This is a genomic window from Tumebacillus avium (genome assembly GCF_002162355.1).
Lineage (GTDB): Bacteria > Bacillota > Bacilli > Tumebacillales > Tumebacillaceae > Tumebacillus_A > Tumebacillus_A avium.
This window is the reverse complement of sequence record NZ_CP021434.1, coordinates 3,494,837-3,521,448: the sequence shown is the minus strand read 5'-3', so window position 1 is coordinate 3,521,448 and position 26,612 is coordinate 3,494,837. Positions and strand designations below refer to the sequence as shown.

Below are 26,612 nucleotides of genomic sequence, written 5' to 3'. Positions count from 1 at the left end.
AATTGCGAAACCCAACTCCTGTCGTCATTATACGATCTTAACTTGCTCCATTTGGAAGGCTTCGATGATGTCGCCTTCTTTGACGTCATTGAACTTCTCGATGGTCACGCCGCATTCAAAGCCGGTCGCCACTTCTTTTGCATCGTCTTTGAAACGCTTGAGCGAGTCAAACGAGCCTTCGAAGATGACGATGCCGTCACGGATGACACGCAGTTCGGCGTTGCGAACGAGCTTGCCTTCGGTGACCATGCAGCCTGCGATGGTGCCGACCTTGGAAACTTTGAAGGTCTGGCGCACTTCTGCGCGGCCAAGCACAACTTCTTTGAATTCCGGATCGAGCATCCCTTTGAGGGCTGCTTCAACTTCTTCGATCGCGTTGTAGATGACGCGGTAAAGACGAACATCGACCTTTTCCGAGTCGGCCATCTTTTCCGCCTGCGGCTGCGGACGGACGTTGAAACCGATCACGATCGCGTTGGACGCAGTCGCCAGGATGATGTCAGACTCGTTGATCGCACCGACGCCTTGGTGAACCACGCGGACGCGAACGCCTTCGACTTCGATCTTCTCAAGCGAGCCGCGCAGCGCTTCGACAGAACCTTGCACGTCCGCTTTCAGGATGACGTTGAGCTCTTTGATCTCGCCTTCTTTGATCTGCTTGAACAGATCGTCCAGCGTGACGCGGGAGTTCGAGCCGATCGCTTCCTGACGAACCTTGGAGACGCGCTTGTCGACGAGTTTGCTCGCTTTGCGCTCATCATCGTAAACGACGAACAGGTCGCCTGCACTCGGAACGTCGGAGAGACCAAGGATCTCAACCGGCATCGCCGGGCCAGCTTCTTTGATGCGGCGGCCGCGGTCATTGACCATTGCGCGCACTTTGCCGTAGGTGGTGCCTGCGACAACAATATCGCCGACGCGCAGGGTGCCGTTTTGCACGAGCACGGTTGCCACCGGGCCGCGTCCTTTGTCCAGCTCCGCCTCGATCACGGTGCCGCGCGGACGGCCGTCCGTGTTGGCCTTCAGCTCTTGCACTTCAGACACCAGCAGGATCATTTCCAGGATGTCTTCCAGACCGTCGCGCTTCAGTGCGGACACCGGCACGAAGATCGTGTCGCCGCCCCACTCTTCCGCAACGAGACCGTATTCGGTCAGCTCTTGCTTCACGCGGTCCGGGTTGGCGTTTTCTTTGTCCATCTTGTTGACAGCGACGATGATCGGCACGTTCGCAGCTTTCGCGTGGTTGATCGCTTCGACCGTCTGCGGCATAACGCCGTCGTCAGCTGCAACGACAAGGATGGTGATGTCGGTGACTTGCGCACCGCGCGCGCGCATCGTGGTGAACGCGGCGTGGCCCGGGGTGTCGAGGAAAGTGATCTTCTTGCCTTTGATCTCAACTTGGTAGGCGCCGATGTGCTGGGTGATGCCGCCTGCCTCCGATGCGGTGACGTTCGTGGAACGAATCGCATCAAGCAACGTGGTTTTCCCGTGGTCGACGTGGCCCATGATCGTAACGATCGGGGAACGTTCGCTGAGATTTTCCGGGTTTTCTTCTTCGACGAGCATGTCGACCGCTTCTTCATCGACCGGCTCTTTGATTTCGACTTCGATGCCGTAGTCTTCTGCTACCAAGGTCATCGCATCAACTTCGATCTCGTTGTTGATCGTCGCCATGATACCGAGGAAGAGCAGCTTTTTGATGATCTCCGACGGTTCGCGCTTGACCAGCTTGGCGAAATCCTTGACGGTCAGCGCTTCCATCAGCTCGATTTTCGTCGGCAATTCCGGCTGCTTCGGCGCTGCCGGGCGATGTCCGCCCTGCTGGTTGCCTCCGCGACCGCCGCCACGGTTGTTGTTGTTCCCGCCGCGGCCTGCGCCGCCGCCGCGATTGTTGTTGTTTCCGCCGCGGTTGTTGTTGCTCGGACCGCGGTTGCCGCCGCCTTGGCCGCCCGGACGGTTGCCGCCGCCTTGGCCGCCCGGACGATTGCCGCCGCCTTGGCCGCCCGGACGATTGCCGCCGCCTTGGCCGCCCGGACGGTTGCCGCCCTGGCCGCCGGGGCGATTGCCGCCGCCGGTTGTGCTCGGACGATTGCCGCCCGTGGTGCCGCCGGTTGCAGGCTTCGCGCCGGCCGGCTTGTTCGGAATCGGTTTCTTCGGAATGCGCTCATTGCGCGGCTGGGAAGCCACGCGATCATCTACGAGGTTATCGTAGTCTTTATCGTTCTCAGGTTTCGCCTGAGGAGACTGTGTCGACGGGTTCCCTTTCGAATTCTCATTTGCCATATATCCCTGATTTCTCCGTTCTCCATTTTGTTTTGAGGATTGATCCCCTTTTTGTGGTTCTGCTTTGGCCTTCACATCTTTGAAATGTTGTTCCACTTTACTGATCATCTCCTGATCCATCACGCTCATGTGGTTGTTAACCGGCACATTTACGCGGTTGAGGATTGTAATGATCTCTTTGGACGACATATTCTGCTGTTTGGCGTATTCATAGATCCGCAGTTTGCTCAATGTGCTTCACCCCCGATGTTTTCCCCAGTCAATTGCAGAATCCGGTGTGCGAAGCCGCGGTCTGTGAGCACGAGGATGGCGTTTTGCGCCTTCCCGACCGCGTGGCCAAGGCTGTCTTTTGTGCCAAGCTCCACCAAGGGTACCCCGTAGTGCTTGCACTTGTCAGCATACTTCTTCTTGGCATTTCCACCAGTATCACTTGCAATGACGGCCAGGGCCGCTTTACCGGAACGCACACTGGACATACACGCGTCATTTCCTGCTGTCAGAGCACCTGCTCGCATCGCCAGTCCTAAGAGATTATAGATTCGCCCATCATTCATCCGGACCCACCTCATCCACCAAGGAAAGTTCCTTGGCCAGGTTCTCGTAAATCTCTTCGGATACGGACGTTTTCAGCGAGCGCTCCAGCGCTTTTTTCTTGCGTGCCGGCGTTAAGCATTCTGCCTTGCGGCAGATGTAGGCTCCCCGGCCGGCCTTCTTGCCGGTCGGGTCAAGCTCTACCGTACTCTGCGCCTGGTTGTAGACGATGCGAATCAATTCGCGCTTCTGCTTCATCTCCTGACAACCGACGCACTTGCGAAGAGGGATCTTTTTCTGCAAGGCGGATCCCCTCCTTTTCCCTAGTCGCGTACTTCTTCGGCATCCACAGCTTCTGCGTGGTAGTTCTCATCCGCATAGTCACCGTGGTCAGAAGAAGCAGCATCCTGCGGGAGCACATCGCCGTCTTCGCCCGCTTGCGATTCGCTCTTGATGTCGATCTTCCAGTTGGTGAGCTTTGCGGCGAGGCGGGCATTTTGGCCTTCCTTGCCGATCGCAAGCGACAGTTGATAGTCGGGCACAACAACGCGCGCGACCTTGTTCTCTTCATCGGTGTCGACGGAGACGACCTTCGAAGGAGACAGGGCGTTGGCCACGAGTTCCTTCGGATCTTCACTCCATTTGACGATGTCGATCTTCTCGCCTTTCAGCTCGTTGACGATCGCCTGCACGCGCATGCCGCGCGGACCGACGCAAGAGCCAACCGGATCAACTTCCGGGTTGCGGGAGAACACGGCGATTTTGGAGCGGTAACCCGCTTCGCGGGCGACCGATTTCAGCTCGACCACACCTTCATAGATCTCCGGAACTTCCAGCTCAAACAGGCGTTTGAGCAGACCCGGATGGGTGCGGGAAAGCATGATCTGCGGGCCTTTGGTGGTCTTCTCGACCTTGGTGATGTAAGCTTTCACGCGGTCGTTATGCGTAAATTTTTCGGTCGGCATCACTTCAGTAAGCGGAAGCACCGCTTCCACCTTGCCGAGGTCCACGTAATAAAAACGGTTGTCCTGACGTTGTACGATACCGGTGACGATGTCATACTCGCGGTCAACAAACGTATTGTAGATCATACCGCGCTCCGCTTCGCGGATGCGCTGCGTGACAACCTGCTTCGCAGTCTGTGCTGCGATGCGGCCGAAATCGCGCGGGGTAACTTCGATCTCGGCGATGTCGCCGATCTGGAAGCCCGGGTCGATCTGCTCCGCCGCGTCCAGCGAAATCTCAAGGCGCGGGTCGGTCGGCTCTTCGACGACCGTCTTGCGCGCATAGACTTTGACGATACCGGTGTGGCGGCTGACATCGACGCGCACGTTTTGCGCGGAGTTAAAGTTGCGCTTGTAACCTGAGATGAGGGCAGCTTCGATCGCTTCGATCAAAAGGTCTTTGGAAATGCCTTTTTCGCGCTCGATCTGCTCTAAAGCATCAATAAACTCTGTATTCATAGAATGGTCTCTCCTCCTTTCGAGAATCGCCGTTTAGAATGCGACGGCCAGGCGCGCGGACGCGACCGCTTCCAAGTTGAGCGTCTTTGCCGCTTTCGCCTCTTTTACGGTGAGGTTCTCACCGTCGTACGCTTCCAGCACACCCTCGAACGTTTTCTGTCCATCAATCGGTTCGTACGTTGTTATGTATACATGTTTGCCAACCGCCCGTTCATAATCGGCGGGTTTCTTCAGCGGTCGTTCCGCTCCCGGACTCGATACTTCCAAGAAGTAGCTGGTCGGAATCGGATCGACTTCATCCAGCATGTCGGACAACTTTTCGCTGACACGGCCGCAGTCATCAATGTCTACGCCCTCCGGCTTGTCGATAAATACGCGAAGGAACCAGTTGGCGCCTTCCTTTTTATACTCAACGTCGACAAGTTCGAGACCTTCACCCTCGACGATGGGGGTTGCGAGTTCTTCTACGATTTCTGTTACTTTACGCTTCGTCATGCTATCCCTCCTTCAGAATGAGAGCAGATGTCGTGTGTGTGGGAATAGTATTTCCAAAGTATGCACCTCGCGAAACACCCAGATAAACCGAAAGAGTGGGTTTCCCCACTCTTGTCGATGACAGTATTCCACATCATAGCCATACAAATTATAGCATGAACGACTTTTCCACGCAAGACTAAAACAGGGAGAGCTGGTTGCTCTCTGGCATCCCCTGCAGGCAGCCATGCGATTCGAGCAGTTCGATCACCGTTTTGGAAACGCGGGATTTTTCCTGCAGATCCTGGACCGACAGGAACTCGCCCTGCTTCGCCGCTTCGGCGATCGACTTGGCTGCCGATTCGCCGCAGCCGGCCAGTGCGCCAAACGGCGGACGCAGGCCGTTTTCTTCTTTGACGACCTGGAACTTCGTCGCGTCCGACTTGTAGAGGTCGAGCGGCAGGAACTTGTAGCCCCGTGCCGTCATCTCGCAAGCCATCTCCAGCACCGTGTGCAGCGCTTTTTCTTTCGGAGCGGCCTGGAAGCCTTTTGCTTCAATCTCTTCGATCTTCGCCACGATCGCGTCGTAGCCTTTGCCCATCACTTCGAGGTCGAAGTCATCGGCGCGGACGGAGAAGTAAGTTGCATAAAATTCCAGCGGATAGTGAACCTTAAAGTAAGCGATCCGCACGGCCATCAGTACATACGCCGTAGCATGCGCTTTCGGGAACATGTACTTGATCTGCTTGCAGGACCAGATGTACCAGTCCGGCACTTTATGCTTCTTCATCTCTTCTTCCATCTCCGGCGTCAGGCCTTTCCCTTTCCGCACGCTCTCCATGATTTTGAAGGCGAAGGACGGTTCCAGACCTGCATAGATCAGGTAGACCATGATGTCGTCGCGGCAGCCGATCACGTCTTTCAGCTTGCAGACGCCTTTTTGGATCAGGGACTGCGCGTTGTTCAGCCAGACGTCCGTCCCGTGCGACAGGCCGGAGATCTGCAACAGCTCCGAGAATGTGCTCGGCTTGGTGTCTTCCAGCATCTGGCGCACGAACTTCGTCCCAAACTCCGGGATGCCGTAGGTGCCCGTCTTTGAACGGATCTTCTGCGGCGTGACCGGGTTGTCCGGGTCGATCGTCAGCGCATCGGTGCCGGCAAACAGCGACATGACCTGCGGGTCGTCGGTCGGGATCTTTTTCGGATCGAGACCGGTCAAGTCTTGGAGCATGCGGATGACAGTCGGGTCATCGTGCCCCAGAATATCGAGCTTGAGCAGGTTGTCATGGATGGAATGGAAGTCGAAGTGCGACGTTTTCCACTCCGCGTTTTTATCATCGGCCGGGAACTGAATCGGGCTGAAATCATACACGTCCATGTAGTCCGGCACGACGAGAATGCCGCCCGGATGCTGGCCGGTCGTGCGCTTGATGCCGGTACAGCCCTGCACCATCCGCGCCATCTCGGCGTTGCGCAGGTTCCAGCCCTTTTCCTCCGCATATTTCTTCACGTAGCCAAATGCCGTCTTTTCCGCGACGGTTGCAATCGTCCCGGCACGGTACACGTAATCCTCCCCGAACAGCACCTTGGTGTAGGCATGCGCCCGCGCCTGGTAATCCCCGGAGAAGTTCAAATCGATATCAGGAACCTTGTCCCCTTTAAATCCAAGGAACGTTTCGAACGGAATGTCATGACCGTCTTTCTCCAGCACATGATTGCACTTCGGGCAGTCTTTGTCCGGCAAGTCAAATCCGGAACCGACAGAACCGTCGGCGATAAATTCGCTGAACTGGCAAGACGGGCAGCGGTAATGCGGCGGCAGCGGGTTGACCTCGGTGATGTCAGACATCGTCGCAACAAACGACGAGCCGACAGAACCGCGCGAACCAACGAGATAGCCGTCGTCGAGCGACTTCTTGACGATCTTATGAGAGATGAGATAAATGACGGCAAATCCGTGTTTGATGATCGACGTCAACTCTTTTTCCAGACGCTCTTCGACGATCGTCGGGAGCTCATCGCCGTAGAGACGGCGCGCTTTTTCGTAACACATGTTGCGCATCTCGTCTTCGGCGCCTTCGATCTTCGGCGTGTAGAGCTGGTCGGGCACCGGCGACACGTCTTCGATCATGTCGGCGACGAGGTTGGTGTTGGTGACGACCACTTCTTCTGCCAGTTCCGGACCGAGATACTCAAACGCTTCCAGCATCTCATCGGTGCTCATGAAGTGCAGCGGCGGCTGATCCCCGCGGTTGGGATCGTTGGTCGCCTGTAGGAACACGTCGCGGTAGATCGCATCTTCCGGGTTGAGGAAGTGGACATCGCCTGTCGCCACCACCGGCTTGCCGATCTCTTTGCCGACGCGGATGATCATGCGCTGGTATTCTTTGACCGATTCCAGCGTGGAGATCGATTCGTTGCGCAAAAGCGGCTTGTAGTGCAGAAGCGGCTGGATTTCCAGATAATCGTAGAACTCCGCCACACCGCGCAGCTCTTCTTCCGTCTTCCCGCGCAGGATCGAATCGAACACTTCCCCTTGCTGGCAGGCCGAGCCGACCAGCAAGCCTTCGCGGTATTTGGTGAGCAGGCTGCGCGGCACGCGCGGCACGCGGAAGAAATGTTTCGTGTGCGATTCGGAGACGATCCTGTACAAGTTCTTCAGACCGGTCTTGTTTTGCACGAGGATCGTGGCATGGAACGGCCGGATGCGGCTGTAGTCGACCTGACCGTCGTTCTGATTCAGCTGCGACAACGTCGCATAGCCTTTCTCCTCCAAGTCTTTCAGCATGAACTGGTAGATTCTCGCCAGCGCCACCGTATCGTCGAGCGCGCGGTGGGCGTTGACCAGATCGACATCGAACTTTTTCGCCAAGGTGCCGAGGCGGTAGTTCTTTTCATGCGGGTAGATCTTGCGGGCGAGCGACAGCGTGTCGAGCACGACATTGCGCCACGGCTCCATGCCGATGCGCTTGGCGCTCGCTTTCAGGAAGCCGAGGTCAAACTCCGCGTTATGCGCGACCAGCACGCCGTCGCCGACAAATGCGCGGAAGTCGGGCAGAACTTCGTGCAGCTTGCGTTTGCCTTTGACCATGTCGTTGGTGATGCGGGTGAGTTCGGTGATCTTCGCCGAGATCGGCACTTCCGGGTCGATCAGCTCTGTCCACTCTTCGATGATCTCCAGACCTTTCATCTTCACGGCCGCGATCTCGATCAGCGTGTTTTCGGCTGCGTTCAAACCGGTGGTCTCGGTGTCGAACACGACCCATTCGGTGTTGGTGTCGATCGTAACATCGGTGCCGTCTTTTAATTGGAAGACGATCGACGCTCCGTCATCGACCACATACGCTTCAAGTCCAAGCAGGCACTTCATGTTGTTCTTCTTGGCGACGCTGTATGCTTCCGGGAAGGACTGCACGACGCCATGGTCGGTGACGGCGATCGCCGTATGTCCCCATTTCGCCGCCTGGCAGTACAGGTCTTTGACCGGCGCCACGCCGTCGAGGGAAGACATCGGCGTGTGCAGATGCAGCTCGACGCGCTTTTTCTCCCGCGTGTCTTTGCGGGTCGGCTTGTGCTGTTCGGACAGGTCTTGCACCATCAGCACAAGCTCCTTGGCAAAGGTGTCAAACTGCACCGTGCCGCGCACCTTCATGTACATCCCGTCTTTGAGCAGCTTGAGCACATCGAGCTGCTTGTCCCCTTTCGAGAACGTCTTGCAGGAGATGGAGTCGGTGTTGTCGGTGATGTTAAACGTGAACAACGTGCGTCCCGATGCCAATTCGCGGGTTTCCACCGAGAAGATTCGTCCCAGCACCGTCACGCGGCGCATCTCGTCCTGAATCTCCTTCAGGCTGGTCGGCTCGTCGTCGATCGGATGACCGAGTTCAACTTTCTCCGGCGGTGCGCCGTCTTTCCCGCCTTTCATCGCTTCCTGACGCTTCTCTTCCTCTGCTGCCACGGCAGCTTTTTGTCCCTCGATGCGGTCTTGCTCTTCGACCAGGGAGCGGAAGTTTTCAAACGCTTCGGTGCGCTTGCTCTCGTCGGTGTACAGCTGCACGATCAGCGGCAGGCTCAAGTGGTCTTTCAGCCAGTTCGCCAAACGCTCATCATATTGCTTCTGCTTCACGCGGCTGACGATGACGTCGGAAGTGACCGGCACGCGGATCGAGCGCTCATCGAGCAGCAGCCGGGCTGCTTCTTTGAGCTCTCCTTTTAAGGAAAGATCCTCGCCCAGCACCTGATCGACAGCCAGCGCCCAGTAATCGCGGACGCGCTCCAGCACATCGGTCTCTTCGTTTGCATATTCAAAACGCAGGTTCGCCTGTTTCGCCACACCGGCAAAATACGCTTGAAACGCGCCTTGCACCCGTGCATACGCAGCAACGGGAATGCGGCTTGGCAGCGTAATTTTCGCGGAGACGGAACGGTCTTTTTTGTTGACGACCGCACGGCCGGCAAATTGTCCGCGGGCAAGCTCTTCAATCACCGCTTCTTCCTTAATCCCCAAACGTTCGCAAAAAAAAGAGAGACTTTGCCCATTCATATCCACAAGACTCATAATGGGAAAACCCCCTCGATTATATGAAATGATACGTAGTTAACATCAACTCTAGCGAATCAATACGCGCATGATGTCCCAGTACATCCGCATCCGCGCCATGAAGCCGGGCACCAGGCCCAATTTTTCCTCTTTCATCCGATGGGTCAGCTCCTCGAGCGGCACTTCGGTCACCTTCAGCCCCGAGTGGCGGACATGGCGGGTAAGCGCCACTTCCACGCCGTAGCGGGTATCTTCAATCATCGGCAAAGATTCAAGCACTTCACGCCGCAGCACGCGTTGACCGGACAGATTCGGCGCCACACGCTGCGCCCAGTCGGTGGCAAAACGCCCCGTGCCAAACAGGCCAAGCGACATCGCCGCATCTCCGTAAACCACAGGTTCGATCAGACTTCGCAGATGGTTCTCGCGAAGCCCGATCAGATCTGCATCAAGCAGCATAATGTACGGATGCTGTGCAAATTTGACGCCCGCCCAGATCGCGGCGCCTTTGCCGCGGTTGTGATCAAAACGGATCGATTCGACCGGATACTGTTTGATTCTATCATAAGTTCCGTCGACCGAACCGTCATCGATCACAACTATTTGCTGGAAATCGGGCATCTGCACCACAACGTCAAGCACAGCTTCGATATTCTCCGCTTCGTTATAGGCCGGGATAATCAAGGTAAGCAAGGTCTCACTCCTTTTTCAAAAGAGCACCCTGTCTCCTCTCCCCTGATCTCCGGCGCCGGGCAAATGATTACTGCCCGAGCACCAGACCGGTGATCTCTTCGTACGCTTGCTCGATCGCCACTTCGGTCGTCTCGCCGGTCTTGCGCACTTTAAACTCAACGATGCCTTCGCCTGCGCGCTTGCCTACGGTGACGCGCAGCGGGATGCCGATCAGGTCGGAATCCTTGAACTTTACGCCCGGACGTTCGTCGCGGTCGTCGATCAGCACGTCGACGCCTTGCGCCTGCAGGCGGCGGTAGAGGTTCTCCGCGATCGCCGTCTGCTCTTCGTCCTTGGCGTTGACCGGGATCACATGCACGTGGAACGGCGCGACGGAAATCGGCCAGATGATGCCGCCTTCGTCGTTGTTTTGCTCGATGACCGCAGCGAGGCAGCGCGAGATGCCGATACCGTAGCAGCCCATGATGATGTCTTGGGACTTTTGGTTTTCATCGAGATAGGTCGCGCCGATCTTCGAAGAGTACTTGGTCCCCAGCTTAAAGATGTGGCCGCACTCGATGCCGCGGTGGAATTCCAGCGCGCCGTCACCGCAGTTCGGGCACTTGTCGCCTTCGACCACGTTGCGGATATCAGCTACCTTGTCCGGCGTGAAGTCACGGCCGACCACGACGTTTTGCAGGTGGTAATCCGACTCGTTAGCGCCGGTCACACCGCTTGCAACGCCTGCTGCTGCCTTGTCGACGATGATCTGGACGCCTTTCAGCCCGACCGGGCCGATGAAGCCGACCGGCGCGCCCAAGGTGCGCTCGATCGTGGTGTCGTTCGCCATCTCCAGCGCGGTCGCTCCGATAAGGTCTTTCAGTTTCGCTTCATTGACATCGTGGTCGCCGCGCACGACCGCTACCACCGGCTGGCCGTCAGCGAGATAAACGAGGGTCTTCAGGAAGACGGACGCTTCCAGACCAAGTGCCGCTACCAACTGGTCGATCGTCTTGGTGCCCGGGGTGTGCAGCTTTTCAAACGCCGGAGCGTCTGCGGTCGGCTCAAGGCCTGCAGCCGGCACATCTGCCGCTTCTGCTTTTTCCAGGTTGGCCGCGTAGTCGCAGTGCGAGCAGACGGCAATCGTGTCTTCCCCGACAGCAGCCATCGCCATGAACTCATGGTTCTCGCCTTCGCCGCCGATCGCGCCGGCATTGGCTTCGACCGGACGGAAGAACAGGCCGAGGCGGGAGAAGATGTTGCTGTAAGCGGTGTACATCGTTTTATAGGTGACATCGAGATCGTCCCACGACGTGTGGAACGAATAAGCGTCTTTCATCACAAACTCGCGGGCGCGCATCACGCCAAAGCGCGGACGGCGCTCGTCACGGTATTTGGTCTGGATCTGGAACAGATTGACCGGGAGCTTTTTGTACGAAGAGATCTCCTGCTTCACCAAAGTGGTGATAACTTCTTCGTGGGTCGGACCGAGGACAAAGTCGCGGTCATGACGGTCTTTCAGGCGAACGAGCTCCGGGCCGTAGTCATCCCAGCGGCCGGTCTGATGCCACAGCTCGGCCGGCTGCAGCGCGGAGAACAACAGTTCTTGTGCGCCTGCGCGCTCCATCTCTTCGCGGACGATGCGCTCCACTTTTTTCAGGACGCGATAGCCCAGTGGCAGATATGTATAGATCCCCGAAGCGAGCTGGCGAATGAGGCCTGCGCGCAGCATCAGCCTGTGGCTGGTGATTTCTGCTTCTTTCGGCACCTCTCTCAGCGTGGGAAGGATCATCTTGTTTTGACGCATGGTGAGTTCCTCCAAGTCTAGACTCCATGATTCATTATTGTAAGGTATTTCGTACCAAAACACAAAGCGAAATCTAGCGTACGAAAGGCATTCTGTATTTCCAATTGGCCGTATCGACCGCCAGCCAGTCCCCGACATCGTCCGACGCTTTCGCCCAGGCGACGGCAAAATAAATCCAGCACTCGTCCCCGTCTTTCAGACCGCCGATCGGGACGGAAAAGCCCCCCTCCTCATACTCCGCATCATGAAACTGCGCGTGGATTGGGATTCCCTGGCCCTGCTTGGCGCGGATGCCTAACATTTCTTCATCGTCCGTCCCGATCGACAGGTTCCACTCGTCGGTTGAATACCTGTATGCATCCAAGTATTGTCCGGAGTTCGACCCGATGTCATCGTTCCACAGATACCCTGGCTCCCACGCAAACGAAAAGCGCACGAGCCCCGGGTCGCCTTTTATCTGCATGCGCCAGTAAGCCGCCCAGATCTGTTTGACCCCTTTGCTTTTTAGAAACTTCGTGACCCCGACCCGCTGCAGCGTGCCTTCCGCTTCTGTTCCCGACTCCTTTTCTGTCGTCCAAACAAAATTTATCGTTCCAAGCGGTGTTTGCAGTTTCATCTCGTCATCCTCCCTGACCCGCAAAAACAAAACTCCCCAAACGTATCGTCTGGGGAGAGCTTGTCCAATTTATTTCGCGGTGATGCCTCCATCACAGACGATCGCGCTGCCGGTCATCGACGACGATTCGTCAGAGGCGAGGAACAGATTGACGTCGGCGATCTCCTCCGGCCGAATCACGCGGCCGATCGGCTGCACGTCAGCGATCATCGTTTCCAGCACGGCGCGCCCCCCAAACAGGTCATGGTGCGCATCGTTGATCGTCGTGTCGACCCAACCCGGGCAGACGCAGTTGACGCGGATGTTGTCTTTGGCAAAGTCGAGCGCCATCTGCTTGGTCAGCATCAGGATGCCCCCTTTGGACGCCACATAAGCGGACAGGAGCGGCTCTGCGACCAGCGAGTTGGCCGACCCGGTGTTGATAATCGAGCCGCCGCCCGACTTTTGCATTTCCGGAATGCCGTATTTGGCGGTCAGGAACATCGACTTGACGTTCACCGCAAACGTGCGGTCCCAGATCTCTTCTTCCAGATCGACCACCGAGCCCGGAATGTTGATCCCGGCGACGTTGCAGATGATGTTCAAAGCGCCAAAGCGCTCCACCGTAAACGCAACCAGCGCCTGCACGTCGGCAGCTTTCGAGATATCCGCCCGGAAAAATTCAGCTTGGCCGCCGCCATCGCGTATTTCCTGTGCGACCCCGGCGCCAGATTCCAGCACATCGGTCAGTACGACTCGCGCCCCTTCCTGCGCAAAACGGCGGGCTGTCGCAGCTCCGATCCCTTGCGCCGCTCCGGTGACGATTGCAATTTTGTCAGCAAGTCTCATCGTTGCCCCTCCTCTTTAGACCTCTTGCAAAGCAGGAGGCACTTCTTTGTAGCGTTTTGATTTGAAGAACCCGACGACTACCCCGATCGCCAGCCACGAGAAGCCTAACACATACGTCATCGTGTCAAATCCCATCCAGACAAACAGCAGCACGCCAAACCCGAGCAGCGGGAAGATCAGATACCCGATCACTCCTTTTACACTGCGTTCCTTCTTCCGGAAGAAGAAGTGGTAGATCACTGTGATGTGCAAGATCATAAACGAGGTCAGCGCACCGAAGTTGATGTACTTGATGATCGTCTCCAGATCGAGAAACGCCGCGATCACGACAGACAGCAGGGCTACGAAATACGTCGCGTTTGCCGGCGTCTGATGCTTCGGGTGAATCTTGCCGAGGAAGCCCGAGAACGGCAGCAGCTTGTCCCGGCCCATCGAGTACAAGATGCGGGAGATGGCAGCCTGCACCGTCAAAGCATTGGCGATGCCGACCGCAGCCACGCCGACCATGATCCACATGAAGTAGAGGAAGTCGCCGCCGACGATGCGCGTGATGTCAAAGAACGCCATGTCCGGATGGAGACCGGTGTAGTCCGGCTGCACCAGAGCGGCCATGTAAGCTTGCACGATGAACAGAGCGCCGATCAGCACGAGTGCTGCGATCGTGGCCTTGCCCACGGTCTTTTTCGGGTTCTTCACTTCTTCCGACAATGTCGAGATCGAGTCAAATCCAAGGAAGCCAAGCACCGCAATCGAAGCTGCTGCCGCCAGGAAGCTGAAGTCGACCTTGTCGGGCTGGTAGAGCGGCGCTGCCGAGAAGCCGCCTGCACCGCCGCCGTCAATAAACACGTACTTGATGGCAAACCAGAGGAACAGAAACACCGTCAGCAGCTCGACGATCAGGAACATGAAGTTCGTCTTCGCCGCCAGCGACACGCCTCTGACGTTGATGTAGGTGTTGATGATCAGAAACACGATCACCCACACAAACGCCGGAACGGACGGGATGACCCCGGAGATCCAGATCCCGGCGAATGAATACAAGAGCGCCGGCACCAAGATGTAGTCGATGATGATCAGCCAGCCGGTGACAAACCCGATGTGCGGGTTCAAGCCGCGCTGGACGAAGGAATACACCGAGCCGGCGTACGGAAACTCGCGGCTCATCTTGCTATACGAAAGCGCTGTAAACAACATTGCGATGATCCCGACCAGATAGACAAGCGGCGTCATCCCAAAGCTGCTTGGCGCGATCAGGCCATAAACTTGAGCAGGCGCAATCGGAAGCATCGTCACCAAGCCAAAGATGACAAGATCTTTGAACGTCAGCGTTCTTTTCAACTCTTGTTTGTAGCTAAAACTTGAACCAGTTTGCATCTCCATCTGTGCCATGCCAACACACCTCTTCCATTTCCGCTAAGGATTTTTGGATATTCCCCCACAATGGAAATAAACAAGTCCCTACCGCCAGTTCGGAATATTCATTTAAATCTTAATGTTCTAACTTTACTTGTGATCGAATATCCCGTTGGATTGAATTATTATTTTTTGTTCATTATACATTAACGCGCAAGTTTTGTAACCACTTATGTGAGTTTGTCCGAAAATTTCTCAAACAACTTCAACAAAAGACATTACGGCCCTTCGTTAATTCCCCTATATATAGAGTATCACACTTTTATAACAAATCCCTTTAGAACTAGCGAAAAATCAGTTAAAACAGGAAAAAGGTACTACATCGATCTAGACGTAAAGCCCTAGATATAGGGGTTCCGTTTTCATTTTAGTAATTTATCAAGATTCATATTCTTTATTTTTCCGCCTCCCCCCGCTTAGTCCAACAGTCCTGATCCCCTTCTCCGCTCTAACTTTCGAAGAATTTTAATATCGTTTCAAAATTTTTACTGGCAACAGCTGCCACTTACTCCTTTAGGCCTACGGGTAAACAATTTTCTAAATAATCCGAATAGACAAAATACTACAATTCGGATACAGTAGAGGCAGGACACGATGAGGAGTGGGCACCTTGAAACGTTATCGAAACCTCGCTGCAACACTGATGTTGTCATCACTTTTGGCGTTTTTTGCATCGGATGCGTCAGCCGTATCCTTGGCCATCCCGGATTCCAGTCATCCTTCTCTGCTAACTGACATGCCGCTCATCGCCCATCGCGGTGCTGCTATGCTTGCTCCGGAAAACACCATCCCTGCATTTGACGCTGCCGTCGAACTGCAGGCCGATTTCTTAGAATTGGACATTCAGATGAGCCGTGACGGTGCGTTGATCGTCCTCCACGACGCTACGGTCGACCGCACCACCAATGGAACCGGCGCGGTCAAAGACCTGACGCTGGATCAACTTCGCGCGCTTGATGCCGGTCAAAAATTTCATCCGGCGTTTCGCGGGACGAAGCTCCCGACCCTCGATGAAGTGCTGACCCGCTATGGCGGAGCAACCGGTCTCTTGCTTGAATTAAAAGTCCCATCGCGCTACCCGGGCATCGAACAAAAACTGTCCGCGCTTTTGCAGCAGCACCGCCTCCATCACGCGGACAGCAAGATCATCGTCCAATCGTTCGACATCCGCTCGCTGCAACAGTTTCACCACTACGCGCCTGACGTTCCGCTCGCAGTGCTGGTCAAACGCGGCGAGCTGCTCAAAGACTCGCAACTGTTGCGATACGCTGCCTACGCCGACTATATCAATCCCAAACTGCAGCTCGTCACGCCATCGCTCGTCGAGCGCGTGCATGAACTGGGGATGAAAGTCGCCCCGTGGACTGCGCACGCCGCGCAAGACATTCATCACCTGACCGAAATGGGAGTCGATGCGGTGATCACCGATACCCTTTCCCCATAAAAAGTTGCTTAGAAAAAAGGCGCTCAGACCATTGTGGTCTGAGCGCCTTGCTTGGTTACTTCAACGAGCCGGTCAGTTCGTACTGCTTCGCCAGCGCATCGATCTCTTTTTTCAACTCTTCAACCATCGTCGCTTCCGGAATCTTGCGGACGATCTCGCCGTGGCGGAACAACAGGCCTTCGCCGCGCGAACCTGCGATGCCGATATCTGCTTCGCGCGCTTCGCCCGGGCCGTTGACAGCACAGCCCAGCACTGCGACTTTGATCGGAGCTTTGATCGTCGAGACGTACTGTTCGATCTCATTGGCGATCGAAATCAGGTCGATCTCAATCCGTCCACAGGTCGGGCAGGAGATCAGCGTCACCGCGTTTGATGCCAAACCAAACGATTTGAGCAGCTCACGGCCAACTTTGATCTCTTCGACCGGATCGGCAGACAAGGAGACGCGCATCGTCGAGCCGATGCCTTTGGCCAGCAGCGCGCCAAGGCCTGCTGCGCTTTTCACCGTGCCGGAGAAGATCGTGCCAGCCTCGGTGATGCCGAGATGCAGCGGATAGTTAAAACGCTGTGCAGCCAGCGTGTACGCCTCGATCGCCAACGGCACGTCAGACGCCTTCATCGAGATGATGATGTCTTCAAAGCCGAGGTCTTCCAGGATGCCCACGTGCAGCTCCGCGCTTTCCAGCATCCCTTGTGCGGTCGGATAGCCATATTTGTCAAGGATGTGCTTCTCAAGCGACCCGGCGTTGACCCCGATCCGAATGGGCACACCGCGCTCTTTGCACGCTTTGACAACCTCTTCTACCTTCTCGCGCTTGCCGATGTTGCCCGGGTTGATGCGTACTTTATCAATCCCGTTTTGCACTGCTTTGACAGCCAGCTTATGGTCAAAGTGAATGTCAGCGACCAGCGGGATCGAGATCTGGCGTTTGATCTCTTTGATCGCTTCTGCCGCTTCCATGTTGTTAACGGTGACACGAACGATCTGGCAGCCTGCATCTTCGAGGCGCTTGATCTGTTCGACGGTCGCTTTTACATCGGCCGTCTTGGTCATGGTCATCGACTGCAGGACAACGGAGTCCGAACCGCCGATCGTGACATCGCCAACCTGAATCGGCCGCGTCTTGGAACGATGAATCAACATACTTACACTCTCCCATTTCAATGTCTTGGTGCCTGCGAGAGATCCTAAGACAATTGTACCAGCAACCGCTCGATTCGTACACGCACCCGTTCCGGCAATTCCCCTTGCAGAGCCAGCCTGAGCAACTCAGGGTGCGCTACCCCATTTTTTGTAAAATATGCTTCGATCTGCTCCGCCTTCTGCGCTTTGGCTGGGTAGAGCTGATACGTCACATACCAGTCCTCCAGCGCCGTCAGCGGGATCTGCGCGTCTCCCAGCACCAGGCTGCCCGTCACAGATTCCGCAGAGAACTGCTGCTCATAGACGCCCGCTTCGTGTGAGATCGAATAGCCGGCGATCAGATCGGTCTCCGTGCTATCGACGGTGAACTGCATAAACATATGGGAGCAAAAAGGCGGCTTGGGCAGCCCCGCCTCACCTCTGCCAATCGTTTGCAGCAGTTCCTTGGCACGCCCGGCCGTACTTTCGGTGACCAGCAGATCCAAATCACGCGCCGCACTTGCAATTCCATGCGCAAGGAGCAGGCGCGAACCGCCTACTCCCCACACGATCTCTTCACTTGCGAACGCCCGGGCGATTTTGACCAGGGCAGCATCAAGCGCCGGTTGGCTCATCTGCCGCCCGTTTCCAAGTCGCGCACAACTTCCAGCGCCTGCTGACGTGCCCACGAATCCGCTGCCATCACGTCTTCGAGGCTCGGATGAGTGTGCAGCGTATGGCGGTCCATCACGCGCTCCACCGTCCGCTCAATGTCGAGGAAGCCGATCTGCTCCTTACGGAACAGCTCATTGGCCACCTCATTGGCCGCGTTGAGCACCGTCGGCATCGAACCGCCCGCCTTGCCAGCCTCAAAGCACATGCGCAGGAGCGGGAAGCGCTCAAAGTCTGGTGCGCGAAAATGCAGTTGGCCCACCTCCAGCAGGTTGAGCCGTTTGAATGGCGCGGGCAGCCTGTTCGGGTATGCCAGCGCATACTGAATCGGGATGCGCATGTCGGGAGAGCCAAGCTGAGCCAGCACCGAGCCGTCCACAAATTCGACGAGCGAATGCACGATGCTTTCCGGGTGCACGACCACATCGATGCGGTCATACGGCATTCCGAACAGCCAGTGCGCTTCGATCACTTCCAAGCCTTTATTCATCAGCGTCGCGGAGTCGACCGTAATCTTCGCCCCCATCGCCCAGTTCGGATGGTTTAAAGCGCCCGAGACGGTGGCGACTTGCATCTCCTCGCGCGTTTTGTCGCGGAAAGAGCCGCCCGACGCTGTCAAAATGATGCGGTCAACATCGACAGGACGTTCGCGGTGCAGGCACTGATAGATCGCCGAATGCTCGCTGTCTACCGGCAGGATCGCGCAGCCTTTTGCCTGGGCCAGCTCCATCACCAGGTGACCGGCTGCGACCAGCGTTTCTTTGTTGGCCAGCGCGATGTCTTTGCCCGCCTCCAGCGCCTTCATCGTCGGCAGGAGTCCAACCGAGCCGACCACGGCCGTCACTACCACGTCCACGTCGGGATGGGTGGCGCAGGCAATCAGACCTTCCAGTCCGGTCAGCACTTCGACCTGCGAGCCAAAGCGCGCTCGCACGGCGTCCCGCCCTGCTTCATCAGCAACACTGACAATCTCAGGACGAAACTGTTCTATTTGCAAGAGCAGCAGGTCGATGTTGCGACCTGCTGCCAAAGTTGCGACTCGAAACTCTTCGGGGTGGCTTTGCACAACGTCCAGCGTCATCGTGCCAATCGACCCGGTCGAGCCGAGCAATGCGATCGTTCGAGACATTCAGTCACCTCATATCTGGTGCGTTCAAAGCTAGTGTATGAGCGCCAAAATGCAGTAATACGCGATCGGCGCGCTAAAGATCAAGCTATCAAATCGGTCGAGCACACCGCCGTGCCCCGGCAGCAACGTGCCGGAGTCTTTGACGTTAAGCGACCGTTTTAATCCGGATTCCACAAAATCACCGAGCTGCCCGACGATCGAAAGCACCGCCGACAAGAGCAGCCACGGCCCAAAGGGCAAGTCGTACATCGCGGCAAAAATCGCGCCGACGACGACAGCCGCCACCACGCCGCCTACAGAACCGGACACCGTTTTGTTCGGCGAGATCGCAGGCCAGATCTTGGGGCCTTTCAGCGACCGTCCGACAAAATAGGCGGCCGAGTCGGTTGTCCACATCAAGATCAAAAGGAACAGAAAATAGTGCAGTCCCAAGCCCTCTTCCGTGCGAAGCAGAGAGGCGCTTTGAAACGCGAGACCAAGATAGAGCGTACCGGCAAACAGAAAGCCCATATCTTGAAACGTGTAACGGTTCTTGGTCACAACGCTGGTTGTCAAAAAAGCGAACAGTACGACAATCAGCCAAAAGTTCGAAATCGAATCGGGTGCAGCCGAAAGCTGCCAGTTGTCCCGCCACAGCGGGTTGGTCACCAAGACCAGCGTAACGATATAGCCGAGCAGCGCCGGAGCGGACAAGCTGCCAAAGCCCCGCATTTTCACCAGCTCACGGTACCCTAAAACGGCGAGCAGAGCCAGTAGCAGGTGAAACGGTATGCCGCCCAGCCAGACGACACCAAGAAAGAGGGCGCCGCCGATCACGCCGGTCAGGACTCGTTGGTATAACATGGTGCGTCCCTCCTATTTTAGTCCGCCAAATCGCCGGCCCCGCCCTTGAAACTCGCGAATGGCGTGGAAGAAGTCTTCCCTTTTGAAATCAGGCCAGAACATATCGGTAAACCAAAGTTCGGTGTACGCAACCTGCCACAGCAGGAAGTTGGACAGGCGCACTTCGCCGGACGTGCGAATCATCAGGTCCGGGTCGGGCAGCCCGCGAGTCAACAGCGCGTTGTCCATCGACTGTTCATTGATGTCCTCCACTTGCAGGACACCGTCGGCCACGTCTTGCGCGATCTGCTTGACCGCTTGCAGCATCTCCGCGCGGCTTCCGTAGTTCAGAGCAATATTCAAAATAAGACCGGTGTTGTCTTTTGTTTTGATCTCCGCGTCCGTCACGACTTGGCGCGTATGCTCGGGCAATCCTTCCGGATAGCCGAGGATGCGGATGCGGCAGTTCCTCTTCATCAGCGTTTCCAGTTCCATCCGCAAAAACTCTTCCGGTAGCCGCATCAGAAAATCAACTTCATCGGTCGGGCGCTTCCAGTTCTCCGTGGAGAACGCGTACAACGTCAGCACCTTGACGCCGATGTCATCAGCAGCCCTGGTGATCTCCTTAACGGTCTGCATCCCGGCGCGATGGCCGGCGATGCGCGGCAGGCCGCGTCTTCTGGCCCAGCGTCCGTTCCCGTCCATAATGATGGCTACGTGGTTTGGCACGCTGTCCAAAACGATCCCATGTTCATCTGTCTGTTCTTGCGATGCTTTTTGAAAAAAACGAATGAGTCGTTGTAACATACAGGATGTCCCCCACGTCAAAAATACCCCCCTCTTGCCAAGGGGGGCGACGGTTTATACTTCCATGATTTCTGCTTCTTTAGCCACCAGCAGCTTGTCAATTTCCCCGATGAAACGGTCGGTTTCCTTTTGCACTTTCTCTTGCGTGCGACGGCTTTCGTCTTCGGAAATCTCGCCGTTTTTCTCAAGTTTCTTCAGGTCGTCGTTGATGTCGCGGCGAATGTTGCGGATCGCAACACGGCCTTCTTCCGCCATCTTCTTGACCATCTTCGCCAGATCCTGGCGGCGCTGTTCGGTCAGCTGCGGGATCGAAATGCGGATGACCGAACCGTCGTTGGTCGGCGTCAGGCCGAGGTCAGCCTTGATGATCGCCTTTTCGATGTCGCCAAGCGTACCTTTGTCCCACGGCTGGATCACCAGCATGCGCGGTTCCGGAGCAGAAACGTTCGCCACTTGGCTGATCGGAGTTGCGCTGCCGTAGTAATCAACTTGCACGCGGTCGAGCAAAGCCGGAGTTGCGCGGCCTGCGCGAACGCTTGCGAACTCGCGCTTTACGTTGCCAATCCCTTTTTCCATACGGTCATTCAGGTTCTTCATCAGTTCGTTGACCATTTGTGGATCACCCCTCAACAGTAGTTCCGATCTCTTCGCCGAGGATCGCTCGTTTGATGTTGCCTTCTTCCGAAATGTTGAATACAACGATCGGAATTTTGTTATCCATGCACAGCGTAATCGCCGTCGTATCCATCACACCAAGCCCTTTGTTCAGCACATCCATATAGGAAAGCGTCTCAAACTTGGTCGCTGTAGCTACTTTTTTCGGGTCGGCATCATAGACGCCGTCCACGTTATTTTTCGCCATGAGGATGACTTCCGCCTCGATCTCCGCCGCCCGAAGCGCTGCGGTGGTGTCGGTCGAGAAGTACGGGTTACCGGTGCCTGCTGCAAAGATGACAACACGGCTCTTTTCCAAGTGCCGGATGGCCTTGCGTCTTATGTATGGCTCTGCTACCTGGCGCATTTCAATGGATGTCTGCACACGTGTATCAACACCGATGTTTTCGAGCGCATCCTGCAAGGCGAGTGCGTTCAGCACAGTCGCCAGCATCCCCATATAGTCTGCCGTCGCACGATCCATGCCCTGCTTGCTGCCGGAGACACCGCGCCAAATGTTGCCGCCACCTACAACAACGGCTACTTGTGCGCCCAGTTCAACGATATCGCGAATCTGCAGCGCAACTGAGGAGATAACCGGTGCCGTAATCCCATAACCGGCAACACCTGCAAGTGCCTCACCGCTCAATTTGAGAATGACACGCTTATATTTTGGTTGAAGCATTGCCTATCCTCCAATACAGTAGTTTCTACGTGATTTATCCATTTCCTGCCTTGGCTTAAAAAAAGGGAACACGGAAAGTGTTCCCATCGGTGACCTTAAAGTTGCAAGCTTACTTCTTAACTTGGTTCATAACTTCTTCTACGAAGTTATCAACTTTCTTCTCGAGGCCTTCACCCATCTCCCAACGAACGAAGCGACGGATGTTGATGTTTTCACCGATCGTCGAGATCTTTTCTTTTACGATGGTCTCGATCGACTTGTCCGGGTCTTTAACAAACCCTTGCTCGAGCAGGCAGTTTTCTTTGTAGTACTTTTGAACGCGGCCTTCTACCATCTTGTCGACGATGTTTTCCGGCTTGCCTTCGTTAAGCGCTTGAGCGCGCAGGATTTCTTTTTCGTGTTCGATTACATCTTGCGGAACTTCTTCGCGGGTCAGGTATGTAGGTTTCGCCGCTGCGATGTGCATTGCGATGTCACGAACAAAGCCTCTGAAGTCATCGTTCTTAGCTACGAAGTCAGTTTCGCAGTTGATTTCGAGCAGAACGCCAATTTTGCCGCCAGCGTGGATGTAGGATTCTACAAGACCTTCAGCAGCGATACGGCCGGATTTCTTCGCAGCAGCTGCGAGGCCTTTTTCACGCAGGAAGTCGATCGCTTTTTCCATGTCACCGTCGGTTTCAACAAGAGCTCTTTTGCAGTCCATCATGCCTGCGCCGGTTTTCTCACGCAGTTCTTTAACAAGTCCAGCAGAAATGGTCATTGTCATTTCCCTCCTTGGTTGTATCTTACCCATTATTAGAGAGTGGTTACCCTGATCGAGTAGGGAAAAAGGGTGGTTAGGGCTTTACACCCTAAAGCCACCCTCTCGAATACTACTCGTTTGTGTTATCTTCGCCTTGACGACCTTCCAGGATCGCGTCAGCAATCTTACCGGTGAGCAGTTTCACCGCGCGGATTGCATCGTCGTTGCCCGGAATTACGTAGTCGATCTCGTCCGGATCGCAGTTGGTGTCAACGATTGCAACGATCGGGATACCCAGTTTGCGTGCTTCAGCAACCGCGATGCGCTCTTTGCGCGGGTCGATGATGAACAGTGCGCCCGGGATACCTCTCATGTCCTTGATACCGCCCAAGAACTTCTCGAGACGTTCCATTTCCTTCTTCAGGATGATAACTTCTTTCTTCGGAAGGACTTCAAAAGTGCCGTCTTGCTCCATGGTTTCGAGCTTCTTCAGACGGTTGATACGCTTTTGAATGGTGGAGAAGTTGGTCAGAGTGCCGCCCAACCAACGTTGGTTAACGAAGTACTGGCCAGCGCGCTCTGCTTCTTCCTTAACGGAATCTTGAGCTTGCTTCTTGGTGCCGACAAACAGAAGGTCTTTGCCTTCAGCGGACAGGTCGCGAACAAAGTTGTACGCTTCCTCTACCTTCTTAACAGTCTTTTGAAGGTCGATGATGTAAATACCGTTACGTTCGGTGAAGATGTAGCGAGACATTTTCGGGTTCCAACGACGGGTCTGATGCCCGAAGTGTACACCTGCCTCAAGCAGTTGTTTCATGCTGATGATCGCCATGATCGTCAGCCTCCTCTCAAAATGGTTTTTTCCTCCGCCGCCGTCAATCCGCTTCGACACTCGCCCCGAGGGCCAGCACCTTCGAAACAGTCAGGCAGGCGTGTGTTGTGTTTTCACACCGTTGATTACTATAGCACACGGGACAAGCTTGTGCAAGACCTGCCAAGAAAAAAACAACCAGGCCTGGTGTTTCATGCCCGGTTGTTCCTGAAACGGCAAAATCCGCCTATTCGGAAGGCGGTGTCGCGATGGTTTGTAACACTTCCTGCGGGTCGGAATTCTTCTTCAGCTCATACGTGCCCGCGCGAATTGGATTCGGCCAGTCTTCGCGTAGCGCGATCAGCCGATTACCGTCCTGAAGCACGCCTGCCGCCTGCAGCAGGATCGCCACATCGGTCGTGCCCATGCCGGGCTGAATGTAGACAAATACACCGCTGCTCGCGGTGTTTTTCTTCAGCTCAGCTTCCTTTTGCTTGGCTCCGTCCGCTTGCGCCTTGGTCAGTTGCTGCTGGTAGTCGTCCTTCTTCAAAACGACCATCCCGGCCTGCTTGGCCGCCTGCTGCCAATCGACTTCGGTTGCCTGCTCAGTCGGGGCGGCCTGTTTGGGCTCAGCGTCGGACGAATCCTTTACGAGGGAACTGCCTGCGCCAATCACCAGCGTAGCCGCGATCAGCCCCGTCCCAAGCCCGAGGAAAAAGAGTCTGCGTTCCATCAGGCTTCACCTCGCTTGGCCAGACCAATGACAAGCAGGATCTCGCCAACGCCGATGCTCGTCTCACGGGCGATCTGTTCGGGAGAGTATCCCTGGCGCGATAATGTGAGCACCTGCGCATATTTTTCGTGCATCACAAAAGCCGGCTTCGCGGGCTCTTCCAGCACCGCTTCTTGCGCCGCCACCGCCGGTTCCGATTTGGCTTCGACTGCCGCTTCTGCTGCCACAGGCGTTTCTACCACCTGCGGAAGGACCAGTTCCGGAGCGTCGGCCAGCTTGGCTTCGAGTTCGACGATGCGCTTTTCCAGGGTGCGGATGATCTTGTTTTGACTTGCGATCTGTTCTTTGTGCTCAATCTGGAGCTTCGTAAAGCCGTCGATCAGTTTGACGTTGTCCCGCTCCAGCTCATTCATGAAATTATCGAGCAGATCTTTGAGCTCCTGATCGACTGCCGGCGCCGCAGCCGGTACTGAGCGCTCCGGTACCGGGGCTTTGGCTGTCCCTTTCGTGCGGGTGAGCGCGTACAGGACGAGCGCGAGTCCGATCAGTGCTACGTAGAGATAGAGTTGATTCACCATCAGTGCTGTCCCCGCTCTCTTACATCTTGATGTCCAAGCGGTGTCCTTTATAGGGATGAGGAGCAGCCGCCTCGTCTTGCTGCCTGCCGTCTTGAGACCGGTCCTGTCCGCTCTCCTGCCGTTCGCTGCCCTCCCGCTTGTCGCGGAGTTCTGCGCGCGCGTTTTCATCGGATCGGGTAACCGTCTGATCTCGCTCCACCGACTGTCCCGTCAAGGCTTCCGCATGCATCGCGTTGGCCAGGATGGTCTGGTGCTGCTGGTTTTGCATCTGTCTGCTGTGTTCAACCGTTCTTGGCACCGCAACTTGCAATTCCACCGCTTTGAGTGACATCAGACCGCACCTCCCGACTAGTAGACGACGCTCGTTGTCAATTCTCCATCCGCAATCCCGTAGACGACAGGGCCGGTGCGCGTGTCACGCAAATACGCGACCTGCTGACCCAGCGTGAGTTTCACACCGCCGTACAGGATATCCAGACAATATACTTTTGCCCGTCTGGTATCGAGCAAAATCGCTTCGATCTCCGAGCGGCGAAACATCAGTTCCTCTTCCTCGCTCATGTAATGCTGGTAGGTGGCGGTCAGGTTCTGGCGCAGCGCCGCTTTGTCAGGCGGGAGCTGATTGCCGATGCCTGCCATGTTGTCGAGCAACGCCAGCGCTTTTTTCGTCTTGTCCATGTTCTGCTGCAGGTCTTTCATCTTCTGATGCAACTCCTGCATTTCATTCCGCAGATGCGGATGGACGCCAACTTCCACCTCGGTCGGAGTTGCCATCGGAGAGCCGAGCGTACGCGTGCGCACCTCTTCCCCGGCGCGTACCAAGCCGCCGACGATCACCGCCTTTTGCGCTTCCATCATGATGTTGCGCCCGGCGGAGATGTTGCAGTGCATGATCGAATCGCGCACGATCACATCAACGCCCGATTCGACAACCGCCCCTTGCATAAAGCGCGCCCGAACGGTCCCGCCCGCCTTAATCAGGCCTTTGCCGCGCGCCTGGACACCGCCGCGAATGATGATGTCACCGCCCGCTTCGAGGACTGCGTTCTCCACATTGCCGGCGATTTCGATGTCGCCGGCCGCCACGATGCGAAAGCCTGGCAGCACATTGCCGCGAATGCGGACATTGCCGAGAAAATCGATATTGCCGACCGAGAAGTCGATATCGCTGTTTACTTCAAATACATCGAAGACATGGATTTTCACATCGCGCGGCGTGTAGGAGACATGACCGTCTCTGTCCGCGAGCAGCATGAGCCCGTCTTCGCTGATCACCGTATTTTTCCCTTGTGGAAGCCGATAATCCCGACCCGGTTTCGCCATGATCGGAGCTCCGTTTACCCCAACGCCCTGCACGCCTTCTGTCGGCGTTTTCTTTTTCGCCAGGATTTGCCCTTTGTGCACGGTGCGCACCACGCCCAGATCAAAGAAGTCGACGCGTCCGTCTTCCAGTTCGCGCGGAACGTGCTGGGTGTCTTCGAGCAGAATGTCGATCACCGCATTGTCGCCGTTGATCGGCGCTTTGCCGGTTGCAACTTTCTGCTTAAAGCCGATGTAGCCGCGCGGATTCATGCAGATCTGCTGGCAGGATACCATGTCGATGCCAAACGTGACGCCGTTATGACGCAAATATTCCACCAAGCCGTTATAGGTCAATTGCGGGAAATTCTGTTCTTGAAGTAATGTCTCGCTCAACGTCATGTATGCTGTCAAGCCGCCTTCGACGGTGACTTTACAGTTCTTGAGCCAAAAGACATTCTCGTCTTGTTTGTGCTCCATGCTATT

General features: G+C 55.9%; 25 protein-coding genes. 1 reads left to right on the top strand and 24 read right to left on the bottom strand.

The genetic code is table 11. The features are described from left to right. Positions 1-27 precede the first annotated feature (27 nt). The 11 genes from infB to CBW65_RS17170 form a co-directional block, all read right to left on the bottom strand. Positions 28-2,472 carry a translation initiation factor IF-2 gene (gene infB, locus CBW65_RS17220; protein WP_232463548.1) on the bottom strand — a complete coding sequence of 815 codons (2,445 nt, stop codon included), beginning with the start codon at positions 2,470-2,472 and terminating at the stop codon, positions 28-30. Between the two features lie 38 nt (positions 2,473-2,510). Beyond that, complete coding sequence (locus CBW65_RS17215) at positions 2,511-2,837, bottom strand: L7Ae/L30e/S12e/Gadd45 family ribosomal protein (protein WP_087457861.1); 327 nt, start codon at positions 2,835-2,837, stop codon at positions 2,511-2,513. Next, positions 2,830-3,117, bottom strand: coding sequence for an RNase P modulator RnpM (gene rnpM, locus CBW65_RS17210; protein WP_269767959.1), 288 nt, complete (start codon positions 3,115-3,117; stop codon positions 2,830-2,832). The genes CBW65_RS17215 and rnpM overlap by 8 nt, the downstream gene beginning before the upstream one ends. Before the next feature lie 20 nt (positions 3,118-3,137). Beyond that, positions 3,138-4,277, bottom strand: coding sequence for a transcription termination factor NusA (nusA, locus tag CBW65_RS17205; RefSeq protein ID WP_087457860.1), 1,140 nt, complete (start codon positions 4,275-4,277; stop codon positions 3,138-3,140). Positions 4,278-4,310: 33 nt separating this feature from the next. Next, positions 4,311-4,772, bottom strand: coding sequence for a ribosome maturation factor RimP (rimP, locus tag CBW65_RS17200; protein WP_087457859.1), 462 nt, complete (start codon positions 4,770-4,772; stop codon positions 4,311-4,313). Positions 4,773-4,950: 178 nt separating this feature from the next. Then, entirely contained in the window at positions 4,951-9,309 is a 4,359-nt protein-coding gene (locus CBW65_RS17195) for a PolC-type DNA polymerase III (RefSeq protein ID WP_087457858.1), read from the bottom strand. A 51-nt stretch (positions 9,310-9,360) separates the two neighbouring features. After that, positions 9,361-9,984, bottom strand: a complete 624-nt coding sequence (locus tag CBW65_RS17190; RefSeq protein ID WP_087457857.1) for a glycosyltransferase family 2 protein — start codon at positions 9,982-9,984, stop codon at positions 9,361-9,363. 67 nt (positions 9,985-10,051) lie between these two features. Next, positions 10,052-11,770, bottom strand: a complete 1,719-nt coding sequence (locus CBW65_RS17185) for a proline--tRNA ligase (RefSeq protein WP_087457856.1) — start codon at positions 11,768-11,770, stop codon at positions 10,052-10,054. 73 nt (positions 11,771-11,843) lie between these two features. Beyond that, the gene (locus CBW65_RS17180; RefSeq protein WP_087457855.1) at positions 11,844-12,386 is read right to left on the bottom strand and encodes a hypothetical protein; all 543 of its coding nucleotides are present in this window, start codon (positions 12,384-12,386) and stop codon (positions 11,844-11,846) included. A gap of 69 nt (positions 12,387-12,455) precedes the next feature. After that, a complete protein-coding gene (locus CBW65_RS17175) occupies positions 12,456-13,214 on the bottom strand; it encodes an SDR family NAD(P)-dependent oxidoreductase (protein WP_087457854.1) in 759 nt (252 codons plus the stop codon). A 15-nt stretch (positions 13,215-13,229) separates the two neighbouring features. Continuing rightward, entirely contained in the window at positions 13,230-14,603 is a 1,374-nt protein-coding gene (locus CBW65_RS17170; protein ID WP_087457853.1) for an APC family permease, read from the bottom strand. 634 nt (positions 14,604-15,237) lie between these two features. Between CBW65_RS17170 and CBW65_RS17165 the strand changes: the two genes are divergently transcribed. Further along, entirely contained in the window at positions 15,238-16,071 is an 834-nt protein-coding gene (locus CBW65_RS17165; protein ID WP_087457852.1) for a glycerophosphodiester phosphodiesterase, read from the top strand. Between the two features lie 55 nt (positions 16,072-16,126). Here the strand turns inward: CBW65_RS17165 and ispG are convergent, their stop codons facing one another. From ispG to CBW65_RS17100, 13 genes are all read right to left on the bottom strand, one after another. Beyond that, on the bottom strand, positions 16,127-17,215 hold the full coding sequence (gene ispG / locus CBW65_RS17160; RefSeq protein ID WP_269767958.1) for a flavodoxin-dependent (E)-4-hydroxy-3-methylbut-2-enyl-diphosphate synthase: 1,089 nt from the start codon (positions 17,213-17,215) through the stop codon (positions 16,127-16,129). Between the two features lie 44 nt (positions 17,216-17,259). Beyond that, positions 17,260-17,829, bottom strand: a complete 570-nt coding sequence (locus CBW65_RS17155; RefSeq protein ID WP_087457851.1) for a hypothetical protein — start codon at positions 17,827-17,829, stop codon at positions 17,260-17,262. Continuing rightward, positions 17,826-18,995, bottom strand: coding sequence for a 1-deoxy-D-xylulose-5-phosphate reductoisomerase (locus CBW65_RS17150; protein ID WP_087457850.1), 1,170 nt, complete (start codon positions 18,993-18,995; stop codon positions 17,826-17,828). Before CBW65_RS17150 ends, CBW65_RS17155 begins: the two co-directional genes overlap by 4 nt. A gap of 30 nt (positions 18,996-19,025) precedes the next feature. Next, a complete protein-coding gene (locus tag CBW65_RS17145; RefSeq protein WP_087457849.1) occupies positions 19,026-19,838 on the bottom strand; it encodes a phosphatidate cytidylyltransferase in 813 nt (270 codons plus the stop codon). A gap of 12 nt (positions 19,839-19,850) precedes the next feature. After that, positions 19,851-20,624 carry an undecaprenyl pyrophosphate synthase gene (locus CBW65_RS17140; protein ID WP_087457848.1) on the bottom strand — a complete coding sequence of 258 codons (774 nt, stop codon included), beginning with the start codon at positions 20,622-20,624 and terminating at the stop codon, positions 19,851-19,853. A gap of 54 nt (positions 20,625-20,678) precedes the next feature. Further along, a complete protein-coding gene (gene frr, locus CBW65_RS17135; protein WP_087457847.1) occupies positions 20,679-21,236 on the bottom strand; it encodes a ribosome recycling factor in 558 nt (185 codons plus the stop codon). A gap of 7 nt (positions 21,237-21,243) precedes the next feature. Then, positions 21,244-21,963 carry a UMP kinase gene (gene pyrH / locus CBW65_RS17130; protein ID WP_087457846.1) on the bottom strand — a complete coding sequence of 240 codons (720 nt, stop codon included), beginning with the start codon at positions 21,961-21,963 and terminating at the stop codon, positions 21,244-21,246. Between the two features lie 109 nt (positions 21,964-22,072). Then, positions 22,073-22,723, bottom strand: a complete 651-nt coding sequence (tsf, locus tag CBW65_RS17125) for a translation elongation factor Ts (protein WP_087457845.1) — start codon at positions 22,721-22,723, stop codon at positions 22,073-22,075. 112 nt (positions 22,724-22,835) lie between these two features. Next, the gene (rpsB, locus tag CBW65_RS17120; RefSeq protein ID WP_087457844.1) at positions 22,836-23,537 is read right to left on the bottom strand and encodes a 30S ribosomal protein S2; all 702 of its coding nucleotides are present in this window, start codon (positions 23,535-23,537) and stop codon (positions 22,836-22,838) included. 226 nt (positions 23,538-23,763) lie between these two features. Beyond that, positions 23,764-24,249 (bottom strand): MltG/YceG/YrrL family protein, encoded by a 486-nt coding sequence (locus CBW65_RS17115; protein ID WP_087457843.1) that lies wholly within the window; start codon positions 24,247-24,249, stop codon positions 23,764-23,766. Beyond that, on the bottom strand, positions 24,249-24,827 hold the full coding sequence (locus CBW65_RS17110) for a DUF6115 domain-containing protein (RefSeq protein ID WP_087457842.1): 579 nt from the start codon (positions 24,825-24,827) through the stop codon (positions 24,249-24,251). Before CBW65_RS17110 ends, CBW65_RS17115 begins: the two co-directional genes overlap by 1 nt. 19 nt (positions 24,828-24,846) lie before the next feature. Next, entirely contained in the window at positions 24,847-25,158 is a 312-nt protein-coding gene (locus CBW65_RS17105; protein ID WP_087457841.1) for a hypothetical protein, read from the bottom strand. A gap of 17 nt (positions 25,159-25,175) precedes the next feature. Then, entirely contained in the window at positions 25,176-26,606 is a 1,431-nt protein-coding gene (locus tag CBW65_RS17100) for a flagellar assembly protein A (RefSeq protein ID WP_087457840.1), read from the bottom strand. Between the last annotated feature and the right edge of the window lie 6 nt (positions 26,607-26,612).

Bases quoted from the DNA above. Each gene is read 5' to 3' on its own strand.
- CBW65_RS17195 (WP_087457858.1), bottom strand. From the start codon at position 9,309: ATGAGTCTTGTGGATATGAATGGGCAAAGTCTCTCTTTTTTTTGCGAA.
- CBW65_RS17110 (WP_087457842.1), bottom strand. From the start codon at position 24,827: ATGGTGAATCAACTCTATCTCTACGTAGCACTGATCGGACTCGCGCTC.
- CBW65_RS17150 (WP_087457850.1), bottom strand. From the start codon at position 18,995: ATGTCTCGAACGATCGCATTGCTCGGCTCGACCGGGTCGATTGGCACG.
- ispG (WP_269767958.1), bottom strand. From the start codon at position 17,215: ATGTTGATTCATCGTTCCAAGACGCGGCCGATTCAGGTTGGCGATGTC.
- CBW65_RS17105 (WP_087457841.1), bottom strand. From the start codon at position 25,158: ATGTCACTCAAAGCGGTGGAATTGCAAGTTGCGGTGCCAAGAACGGTT.
- CBW65_RS17180 (WP_087457855.1), bottom strand. From the start codon at position 12,386: ATGAAACTGCAAACACCGCTTGGAACGATAAATTTTGTTTGGACGACA.
- pyrH (WP_087457846.1), bottom strand. From the start codon at position 21,963: ATGCTTCAACCAAAATATAAGCGTGTCATTCTCAAATTGAGCGGTGAG.
- CBW65_RS17175 (WP_087457854.1), bottom strand. From the start codon at position 13,214: ATGAGACTTGCTGACAAAATTGCAATCGTCACCGGAGCGGCGCAAGGG.
- infB (WP_232463548.1), bottom strand. From the start codon at position 2,472: ATGTCGTCCAAAGAGATCATTACAATCCTCAACCGCGTAAATGTGCCG.
- CBW65_RS17115 (WP_087457843.1), bottom strand. From the start codon at position 24,249: ATGGAACGCAGACTCTTTTTCCTCGGGCTTGGGACGGGGCTGATCGCG.
- CBW65_RS17100 (WP_087457840.1), bottom strand. From the start codon at position 26,606: ATGGAGCACAAACAAGACGAGAATGTCTTTTGGCTCAAGAACTGTAAA.
- CBW65_RS17170 (WP_087457853.1), bottom strand. From the start codon at position 14,603: ATGGCACAGATGGAGATGCAAACTGGTTCAAGTTTTAGCTACAAACAA.
- rimP (WP_087457859.1), bottom strand. From the start codon at position 4,772: ATGACGAAGCGTAAAGTAACAGAAATCGTAGAAGAACTCGCAACCCCC.
- nusA (WP_087457860.1), bottom strand. From the start codon at position 4,277: ATGAATACAGAGTTTATTGATGCTTTAGAGCAGATCGAGCGCGAAAAA.
- CBW65_RS17155 (WP_087457851.1), bottom strand. From the start codon at position 17,829: ATGAGCCAACCGGCGCTTGATGCTGCCCTGGTCAAAATCGCCCGGGCG.
- CBW65_RS17185 (WP_087457856.1), bottom strand. From the start codon at position 11,770: ATGCGTCAAAACAAGATGATCCTTCCCACGCTGAGAGAGGTGCCGAAA.
- CBW65_RS17215 (WP_087457861.1), bottom strand. From the start codon at position 2,837: ATGAATGATGGGCGAATCTATAATCTCTTAGGACTGGCGATGCGAGCA.
- CBW65_RS17145 (WP_087457849.1), bottom strand. From the start codon at position 19,838: ATGTTATACCAACGAGTCCTGACCGGCGTGATCGGCGGCGCCCTCTTT.
- rpsB (WP_087457844.1), bottom strand. From the start codon at position 23,537: ATGGCGATCATCAGCATGAAACAACTGCTTGAGGCAGGTGTACACTTC.
- CBW65_RS17140 (WP_087457848.1), bottom strand. From the start codon at position 20,624: ATGTTACAACGACTCATTCGTTTTTTTCAAAAAGCATCGCAAGAACAG.
- frr (WP_087457847.1), bottom strand. From the start codon at position 21,236: ATGGTCAACGAACTGATGAAGAACCTGAATGACCGTATGGAAAAAGGG.
- tsf (WP_087457845.1), bottom strand. From the start codon at position 22,723: ATGACCATTTCTGCTGGACTTGTTAAAGAACTGCGTGAGAAAACCGGC.